Annotated in this window: 9 protein-coding genes, 3 pseudogenes and 1 CRISPR repeat array; of the genes and pseudogenes, 8 read left to right on the top strand and 4 right to left on the bottom strand. The window is 57.9% G+C overall.

Annotated elements, in window-relative coordinates:
• Window positions 1-14: 14 nt before the first annotated feature.
• Window positions 15-506: a CRISPR direct-repeat array (repeat unit 32 nt; unit sequence GTCGCCCCTCCTGCAGGGGCGTGGATTGAAAC).
• Between the two features lie 248 nt (window positions 507-754).
• Entirely contained in the window at window positions 755-1,189 is a 435-nt protein-coding gene (locus JCM12296_RS30695) for a rhodanese-like domain-containing protein (RefSeq protein WP_054701018.1), read from the top strand.
• A 125-nt stretch (window positions 1,190-1,314) separates the two neighbouring features.
• On the opposite strand, the gene JCM12296_RS46355 is transcribed toward JCM12296_RS30695, so the two are convergent.
• From JCM12296_RS46355 to JCM12296_RS48450, 4 genes and pseudogenes are all read right to left on the bottom strand, one after another.
• Window positions 1,315-1,443, bottom strand: coding sequence for a hypothetical protein (locus JCM12296_RS46355; RefSeq protein WP_246805165.1), 129 nt, complete (start codon window positions 1,441-1,443; stop codon window positions 1,315-1,317).
• 488 nt (window positions 1,444-1,931) lie between these two features.
• Window positions 1,932-2,081 (bottom strand): annotated as a pseudogene (locus JCM12296_RS46350) (hypothetical protein); the annotation flags it as partial.
• A 164-nt stretch (window positions 2,082-2,245) separates the two neighbouring features.
• Window positions 2,246-2,527 (bottom strand): annotated as a pseudogene (locus JCM12296_RS48455) (biosynthetic arginine decarboxylase); the annotation flags it as partial.
• Window positions 2,528-2,622: 95 nt separating this feature from the next.
• Window positions 2,623-2,985 (bottom strand): annotated as a pseudogene (locus JCM12296_RS48450) (biosynthetic arginine decarboxylase); the annotation flags it as partial.
• Window positions 2,986-3,644: 659 nt separating this feature from the next.
• Here JCM12296_RS48450 and JCM12296_RS30685 point away from each other — a divergent pair.
• The 7 genes from JCM12296_RS30685 to JCM12296_RS30665 all read left to right on the top strand — a co-directional run bounded on the left by JCM12296_RS30685 (window position 3,645) and on the right by JCM12296_RS30665 (window position 7,879).
• On the top strand, window positions 3,645-4,619 hold the full coding sequence (locus JCM12296_RS30685) for an NAD(P)H-dependent flavin oxidoreductase (RefSeq protein ID WP_054701016.1): 975 nt from the start codon (window positions 3,645-3,647) through the stop codon (window positions 4,617-4,619).
• Window positions 4,620-4,923: 304 nt separating this feature from the next.
• Entirely contained in the window at window positions 4,924-5,151 is a 228-nt protein-coding gene (locus JCM12296_RS30680) for a 4Fe-4S dicluster domain-containing protein (protein WP_246805162.1), read from the top strand.
• A gap of 155 nt (window positions 5,152-5,306) precedes the next feature.
• Window positions 5,307-6,023, top strand: coding sequence for a hypothetical protein (locus JCM12296_RS46340; RefSeq protein ID WP_246805160.1), 717 nt, complete (start codon window positions 5,307-5,309; stop codon window positions 6,021-6,023).
• Complete coding sequence (locus JCM12296_RS46335; protein ID WP_246805158.1) at window positions 6,017-6,319, top strand: hypothetical protein; 303 nt, start codon at window positions 6,017-6,019, stop codon at window positions 6,317-6,319. Before JCM12296_RS46340 ends, JCM12296_RS46335 begins: the two co-directional genes overlap by 7 nt.
• A 91-nt stretch (window positions 6,320-6,410) precedes the next feature.
• Complete coding sequence (locus JCM12296_RS30670; protein WP_246805156.1) at window positions 6,411-6,998, top strand: thiamine pyrophosphate-dependent enzyme; 588 nt, start codon at window positions 6,411-6,413, stop codon at window positions 6,996-6,998.
• Complete coding sequence (locus JCM12296_RS46330) at window positions 6,962-7,264, top strand: hypothetical protein (RefSeq protein ID WP_246805155.1); 303 nt, start codon at window positions 6,962-6,964, stop codon at window positions 7,262-7,264. Before JCM12296_RS30670 ends, JCM12296_RS46330 begins: the two co-directional genes overlap by 37 nt.
• A gap of 39 nt (window positions 7,265-7,303) precedes the next feature.
• Window positions 7,304-7,879: a 2-oxoacid:acceptor oxidoreductase family protein gene (locus tag JCM12296_RS30665; RefSeq protein ID WP_054701008.1), complete on the top strand. Its 576-nt coding sequence runs from the start codon at window positions 7,304-7,306 to the stop codon at window positions 7,877-7,879.
• Window positions 7,880-8,000: the final 121 nt, after the last annotated feature.

Raw genomic sequence — 8,000 nt, 5'->3', positions numbered from 1 at the left:
CAGACGACGTAGGCGTCGCCCCTCCTGCAGGGGCGTGGATTGAAACAAAAAATATCCGAATACCTGTCAAGGCGTGATCGTCGCCCCTCCTGCAGGGGCGTGGATTGAAACAGAAAATCTGTTCTTTGCGCTTGGTTGACCAATTGTCGCCCCTCCTGCAGGGGCGTGGATTGAAACTTATTTTATAAACAAGGCCTTGGTTAGTGGGCTGTCGCCCCTCCTGCAGGGGCGTGGATTGAAACATCAACCGGCGCTTGCCCTTGCTGTTGTTTGCGAGTCGCCCCTCCTGCAGGGGCGTGGATTGAAACATCAATGCGATCGCAAAGGGCGGTCATGATCCTGGTCGCCCCTCCTGCAGGGGCGTGGATTGAAACCATTTTACTCCCCTTTCCCTTTTTACTCACATTGTCGTCCCTTCTGCAGGGGCGTGGATTGAAACACGGCAGTAGTCGCAAATCGGGCCGCCTTTCGGTCGTCGTCCCTCCTGCAGGGGCGTGGATTGAAACAGGTTCTGCCTGGGTAAACTGGGGTCACCCATAAAAGGGCGGGTCACCAGCTGGGTGTTCAATTGGCGGGGGGGTAGGTCAAAAACAAGGCCGTTTTTCGGCCTTAAACAGCTCCATAGGATCATTCTATTCATCTGTCAGCATCTGAATGAAAAAATCAATTTTTCGTGGCAGTAAAATTATATTATCCATAGATCCTATTGGCCCCAAACTACCTATTGACCCCACACGAATGGAGGACATGGAAAATGTTACATCGGCTTGGTTTTGCAATTTTATCATGCCTTTTCTTGGTGCTGTTAAGCGCTCCTGCAATGGCTGTTTCAGACAGTTACGAATACATTACCGCAGAAAAGGTGAAGACGAAACTGGAGAGCAACGCGCCCATGCATCTGGTGGACATTCAGGTAAAAGAAGATTTTGACCAACATCACCTGCCTGGCGCTATCGCGACGTATTCATATCCTGTGAAATCACAGGAGGATAAGGCCAAGTTAGATGCGATTATAGAAAAATTGCAAGCTGACGATGCGCCTGTCGTCGTGGTTTGTCCCCGCGGTGGAGGTGGTGCAAAGCGCTGCTACGACTATCTCAGTGAAAAGGGCATCGCTAAAGAGCGGCTGTTGATTCTGGAAAAGGGGCAAGAAGGCTGGCCATTTGAGGAATTTTTAGAAAGCAACTGAGCTGGCAGTGGCGGAGCCGGTTTTCTGCCGTGTGCATAGCTGCGGATTTGATCCCCGGGGCCACGACGCGTTTAGAAAAACAACTTGGAAAAAAAGGGGGCAGGACATCCCCTATCTGCCCCTTCTTATATTTCGAAATAGGGATACCCCCTAAGCCCCTCTTCGTACATGTTCATGATTTGGCGGCGTTCCGACGGGGTAATGAGGTTTTCCCGGATGGCCCCTTCCGCCGTTTCCCGGAACCGTTTGGACATGTTTTTGGGTTCGTACTCCACGTAGGAGAGAACGTCCGCGACGGAATCCCCCTCGATTTCCCGGACAAAGCTGTAGCTGCGTCCTCGGAGACTTTGATGCTCACGACGTTGGTATCCCCCATGAGGTTGTGCAGGTCCCCCAGGGTTTCCTGGTAAGCCCCCACCAGAAAAATGCCCAGGTAGTAATCTTCGTCCTTCCGGATTTCATGCAACCGCAGGGCTCTACCGACCCCCTGTTTGTCGATGAAGCGGTCTATTTTCCCATCACAGTCACAGGTGAGGTCCGCGAGGATGGCGTTTCGCACCGGCATTTCATCCAGACGATGGATCGGCATGACCGGAAAAACCTGACCGATGGCCCAGCTGTCGGGAAGGGACTGAAACACGCTGAAGTTGGCGTAATAGGTGTCCGCCAGGGCCACATCGATGTCCACCAGTTCCTTGGGGATGAATTTCAGATGCTTTGCGTTGTCGCTGACAGCCTGGATGATGCGCCAGAAAATCTTATCCCCCAGCGCGCGCTCCCGCAGGGTGAGATCCCCGGTCTTGAAGAATTGGCGGATCTGGTCCCGGTAATAGAGGGCGTCGTTGTAGCACTCCTGTAAATTTCGGATGGAAAGGGACTTGTGGACCTCCAACAGATTTTGGATGGCGTCGGGGGTGCCTCGGGAAGCGATTCAGGGACCGGGCCTGCATCGATGGCGCCGGTATCGAAAATATTAAACAGCAGGACGGAATAATAGGCCACGGTTGCCCGCCCCGACTCGGTGATGATGGTCGGGTGGGGAATGTCGTCTTGGTTGAGGACCTCCATAATGGCCTCGATGACGTCCGCGCAGTATTCATCCAGGGTGTAGTTCCGGGAGTTCATGTAATTGGTGTGGGACCCGTCGTAATCCACCGCAAGCCCTCCGCCGAGGTCGAAATATCCCATGGGTGCCCCTTCCTTCACCAGCCCCACATAAACCCAACAGGCTTCCTGGATGGCCGCGCGGATATCCCGGATATTCGGGATCTGGGATCCCAGATGGTAGTGAAGGAGTTGCAGGCAGTCGAGCATACCCGTGGCTTTGAGCTTTTCAATGGATTCGATGATTTGGGAGATGGTGAGCCCAAAAATACTCCGATCCCCCCCGATTCGGTCCAGTGGCCGCCGCCCAGGGTTGAAAGTTTGAAACGGACCCCCAAAAGGGGCTTGATGCCCAGGCGCTGGGAGCGTTCGAGGATCAGATCCAGTTCCCCCGGTTTTTCAAGAACAAAAAAACACTTGAACCCCATTTTGATGGCATAGAGCCCCAGATCGATGAATTCCCGGTCCTTGTACCCGTTGCAGATGAGGCAGGACTCCTTGTCTTCAAGAAAAGAGAGGGCGGCTATGAGCTCGGCTTTGCTGCCTGCTTCCAGACCGTGGTGGTAGTTTTTGCCGATCCGGGCGATGGTTTCGATCACCTGTTTCTGCTGGTTCACCTTGATGGGGTAAACCCCCTTGAAATCCCCCTTGTAATCGAACCGCGCGATGGCGGAACGGAAACTCTCGTGCATGCGGGTGATCTGGGAATCGAGGATGTCTTCAAACCGGAGGAGCATGGGCATGTCGTACCCCCTGGCCTTGATCCCGGCGATGATTTCAGGCAGGTTGACGGAGACATGGTTCTTATCCCGCAGGGGCGTGACGACCACGTCCCCCCCGTCAGAGATACTGAAATATCCCGCCCCCCACTCCCGGATCTGATAAAGATCAGCGGAATCTTCCACCGTCCATCGTTCCATTGCATTTTTCAAATTCATCGGTGAAAAACGCCTCCCAGAAACCCAAAGCATGAATGATGATCGCCTCAAGGTAGCAGAAACCGGATTGCCCATCCAAGCACGAAATGATCCCACCACAAAAAGGCCCACCTTTTACGGGAAAACCCTTTTCAATGCAACATCTGCGTCTGAAATACGACTATTTACGAATTCATCAGAATTCGTTGGATCCAAATTGTGGTAAATCCCCCCCGATGCATACACGTGGGCCAAAACAAGACAATTGCGATTCCGTTTGATGTGGCGTATGGTGGAATGCATTGAATTCAAAGCCTTCTGGATGCCGGTTCGACTCCGCTCCGCCGATCCGGAAACCGCTGAGGCGTTCATCAATAGGGGGACTTCGTTGGCCCGGCCGGTCCCGGTATCCCCCGATTGTGGAGAGAGGAACCATGAAAACACGCATCACCGAACTGCTCGGCATCCAACATCCCATCATCCAGGGCGGCATGCACTATGTCGGTTTCGCCGAGCTGGCGGCGGCGGTATCCAATGCGGGCGGGCTTGGCATAATCACCGGCCTGACCCAAAAGACCCCCCAGGATCTGGCCAGGGAGATCCAACGCTGCCAAAGGATGACCGATCGGCCCTTCGGTGTCAACCTGACCTTTCTACCGATGATCACCTCCCCGGACTATGCCGGCTATATCCAGGCGCTCATCGACGGCGGGGTGAAAATTGTCGAGACGGCCGGTCGCAACCCCCAGGTCTATCTGCCCCAGCTAAGGGCGGCCGGCGTCAAGGTCATCCACAAGTGCACTTCCGTGCGGCATGCGCGCAAAGCCCAGGATATCGGCTGCGATGCGGTGTCGGTGGACGGATTCGAGTGCGGCGGACATCCGGGCGAGGACGATATTCCCAATATGATTTTGCTGCCGCGGGCCGCCGAAGAGCTGAGCATCCCCTTTGTCGCCTCGGGGGGCATGGCCAATGCGCGCAGCCTGGTTGCCGCCCTGGCCTTGGGGGCCGACGGCATCAACATGGGCACCCGCTTCATCGCCACCCAGGAAGCGCCCGTGCATGAAAACGTCAAGCAGGCCATTTTGGCGGCAACGGAGCTGGACACGCGTCTGGTCATGCGCCCCTTGCGCAACACCGAACGCGTGATGAACAACGCGGCCGTTGAGCGCCTGCTGGAAAAAGAGGCCGCCTTGGGCAAGTCAATCAAAATCGAGGATATTATCGAGGAAGTGGCCGGGGTGTATCCCAGGATCATGATGAATGGCGATATGGACGCCGGTGCCTGGTCCTGCGGCATGGTGGCCGGGCTGATCCATGATATTCCGACCTGCCGGGACCTGATTCAGGGCATCATGACCGAGGCCGAGGCGCTCATCCGTGATCGTCTGATAGGCCTGCTGGATTGACGACATTGGAAGTCGTCAAGCATGGCAGGCGGCTTTGCTTTATCGAGGTCAAGGCCACCTTGAACGGCGCGCTGATCGCCTCGGCCAGCGTGACCAAAAGTATCCTGCCCCGACGTCGGTAGCCGGGGTTCCCGTGATGATCAAAGCACTTTTCAACCAGCCCCTGAGACGCGATGGGACAACCGGCATGCAACGGACAAAGCACCCCTTGATGGCGGTGCCTTCCGTTGGCGGTGAACGCGGAACCGAAATGTAAGGCGAGGACTGCTGCCATGGAATTCTGGCGTGTACCCCTGGATGCCAGGTGATCGACCTGACCAAGGGCATCGTTCACATCATCGAGGATCGCTGCAAGGGATGCGGCTATTGCATCGCCTTTTGCCCCCGCAACATCCTGGCCGCGTCCAAGCGGTTCAATCAGAAAGGTTATCACCCGCCTGAAGTCATTGATCCGGACGGCTGCGTCAACTGCCATTATTGTGAAATCATCTGCCCCGAGTTTGCCATCTATTCGGTCTCCGATGCGAAATAGGCCACAGGACTTTCTCCCATGAGCAATCGACCCGCAGTATTGACCGGAACGCATTACATGACCGGTGACGAGGCCTGCGCCGAAGGTGCCCTGGCCGCCGGTTGTCGGTTTTTCGGTGCCTATCCGATCACCCCGCGACGGAGATCGCCGAGCGCATGTCCATCCGGCTGCCCGAAGTGGGCGGCACCTTCATCCAGATGGAAGACGAAATCGCCGCCATGGCCTCCATCCTGGGGGCCGCCTGGTCGGGCCAAAAGAGCATGACCGCCACCTCCGGTCCCGGGTTCAGCCTGATGATGGAGAACATCGGCCTGGGTGTGGTCACCGAAACGCCCTGCGTGGTGGTCAACGTGCAGCGCGGCGGCCCCTCCACGGGCTTGCCCACCATGACCGGCCAGGCCGACATGATGCAGGCGCGCTGGGGATCCCATGGCGACTACGAGATCATCGCCCTGGCACCGGCCTCGGCCCAGGAGATCTTCTACCTGACCATCACGGCCTTTGATCTGAGCGAGACCTACCGCACGCCGGTATTCATCATGGCCGACGAGGTTATCGGGCATATGAGTGAGAAAGTCGTTATCCCCGAGGCCGCGGCCATCAAACCGCGTTCGCGTCCCAAACCCAAGGGCAACAAGGATCGCTTCCTGCTCTACAAGCCGGACAAGAACGGCGTGGCGCCCATGCCGGCCGCCGGCGAAGGCTACAACGTGCATGTCACCGGGCTGACCCACGATGAGAAGGGGTATCCGGTCATGGCCGTCGAGGCCCAGGCGCAGATGATGACCCGCCTGACAAGAAGATCCTGGACAACCACGCGGACATCATCCGCACCGAGGGCCACGGACTCGACGACGCCGAGATCGTGCTGATCTCTTATGGCATCTCGGCCCGCACCAGCCAAGCCGCCATGGTCCAGGCCCGCGCCAACGGCCGGAAGGTGGGACTCCTGCGCCTGATTACGGTCTGGCCCTTTTGCGAGGCGCAGATCCGTGAGCTGGCCGGACGGGTCAAGGCATTCATTACCGTGGAGATCAACCTGGGACAGGTCCACCTGGAAGTGCAGCGCTGCGCCGACGGCAAGGTCCCCTGCCATCTGGTGGGGCACCCCGGCGGCACGGTGATCACGCCCGAGGCGGTACTGGCCAAAATCGAGGAAATTGCCTGATGTCCGCCCAGAAATGCCCAATTTGCCCGATATCGGCGTTGCGCGAAAAATACGATCCTCGGAATATCAACTATAATAACGAATATCTACGATGAAACCAGCCAATTCAGAAACCATTGAGAGCCAGGCGCTCGATAATGACGCGCACCCGCTGGATCACCTGATCCGCACCGATCGCATTCCCCACATCTGGTGTCCGGGCTGCGGCATCGGCACGGCCTTTTCGGCCGCCTTGCGGGGCCTTGCGGCCAGCGGCATCGACCTGGCCAAGACCTGCGTGGTCTCGGGGATCGGCTGCTCGGGACGCGCCGCCGGATACGTCAACCTGGATTCGTTCCACACCACCCACGGTCGGGCGATTCCCTTTGCCACCGGGCTCAAACTGGGCAACCCGGAACTCAACGTGGTGGTCTTTTCCGGCGACGGCGACCTGTTCGCCATCGGCGGCAACCATTTCATCCATGCCGCGCGCCGCAACATGGACCTGACCGTGATCTGTCTGAACAACCTGAATTATGGCATGACCGGCGGCCAGGTGGCGGCCACGACCCCGCACCAGGCCAAGACCACCACCACTCAGAACGGCAATCCCGAGGCGCCGTTCAACCTGCCGCTGTTGGCCTTTGCCGCGGGCGCACCTTCGTGGCCCGCTGGACCATCCTGCATACCCGCGAGTTGACCCAGTCCATTGAAAAGGCCGTTCTCAAGCCGGGGTTTTCCTTTATCGAGGTACTGGGGCCGTGCCCGATCAACTACGGCCGCCGCAACCGCGAAAAGGCCATGGATACCTTGCGCATGTACCAGGAGCGCACGATCATCGCCAATCATCCGGATATCACCCACCTGGATATCGATTTCAACAAACGCGTGATTTTGGGCGAGTTCGTGGACAAAGAGCGGCCGACCTGCATTGAGAACTACGACCGCACCTGTCGGTTGATGTAGGTGGATAGGCTGTAGGCGGAAAGGGGTGAAGCAGAAACCATGCAAAAGAAAATCGTGATTACCGGATTTGGCGGCCAGGGCGTGGTGCTTGCCGGCCGCATCCTGGGCAAGGCGGCGGCCATTGGCGACGGGCTGGAATCGACCCTGGTGCAGTCCTACGGCCCCGAATCGCGGGGCGGGGCCTGCAGTGCCCAGGTCACCATCGCCGATGGCCCGATTCACTATCCCTACATCCAGCATCCCGACATCCTGGTGGCCATGTCCCAGGCCGGGTACGACAAGTACAGGGAGCGGCTCAACCCGGAAGGCATTCTGATCGTGGATCCGGATCTGGTGCAACCTGTGCCCGGAGCCGGCGGATTCAGCATTCCCAGTACGCGCTTCGCCGAGGAGATGGGCCTCAAAATGATCGCCAATATCATCATGGTCGGTTTTATTACCGCCATTACCGGAGCCGTCGGCCTGGAGTCGGCCCGGGAGACGGTGCTCGCCTCGGTTCCCAAGGGCACCGAGGAGAAGAATTTGAAGGCCTTTGAGAAAGGATGGGAGTACGGCCGTTCCACCCTGAAAGCCCGCGCCAGGAAAGCGGCCGGTCAGATCGGAGTCTTTGCATGAAAAGCCTCAAGAACCGCCTGTACAGCGCCATGGTGGTGGGCGCCACCCCGGCGGGCGTGGCGGCGACCAACAAACTGGGGGAGTTGGGCATTCCCGTGATCCTGGTGGATGCGGCCGCCGA

The organism is Desulfosarcina cetonica JCM 12296, assembly GCF_001311845.1.
In the GTDB taxonomy this organism is placed as follows: Bacteria; Desulfobacterota; Desulfobacteria; order Desulfobacterales; family Desulfosarcinaceae; genus Desulfosarcina; species Desulfosarcina cetonica.
This window is presented reverse-complemented; position numbering and strand designations above follow the sequence as displayed.

Bases quoted from the DNA above. Each gene is read 5' to 3' on its own strand.
- JCM12296_RS30695 (WP_054701018.1), top strand. From the start codon at position 755: ATGTTACATCGGCTTGGTTTTGCAATTTTATCATGCCTTTTCTTGGTG.
- JCM12296_RS46355 (WP_246805165.1), bottom strand. From the start codon at position 1,443: ATGTCCAAACGGTTCCGGGAAACGGCGGAAGGGGCCATCCGGGAAAAC.
- JCM12296_RS30685 (WP_054701016.1), top strand. From the start codon at position 3,645: ATGAAAACACGCATCACCGAACTGCTCGGCATCCAACATCCCATCATC.
- JCM12296_RS46340 (WP_246805160.1), top strand. From the start codon at position 5,307: ATGTCCATCCGGCTGCCCGAAGTGGGCGGCACCTTCATCCAGATGGAA.
- JCM12296_RS30670 (WP_246805156.1), top strand. From the start codon at position 6,411: ATGAAACCAGCCAATTCAGAAACCATTGAGAGCCAGGCGCTCGATAAT.
- JCM12296_RS30665 (WP_054701008.1), top strand. From the start codon at position 7,304: ATGCAAAAGAAAATCGTGATTACCGGATTTGGCGGCCAGGGCGTGGTG.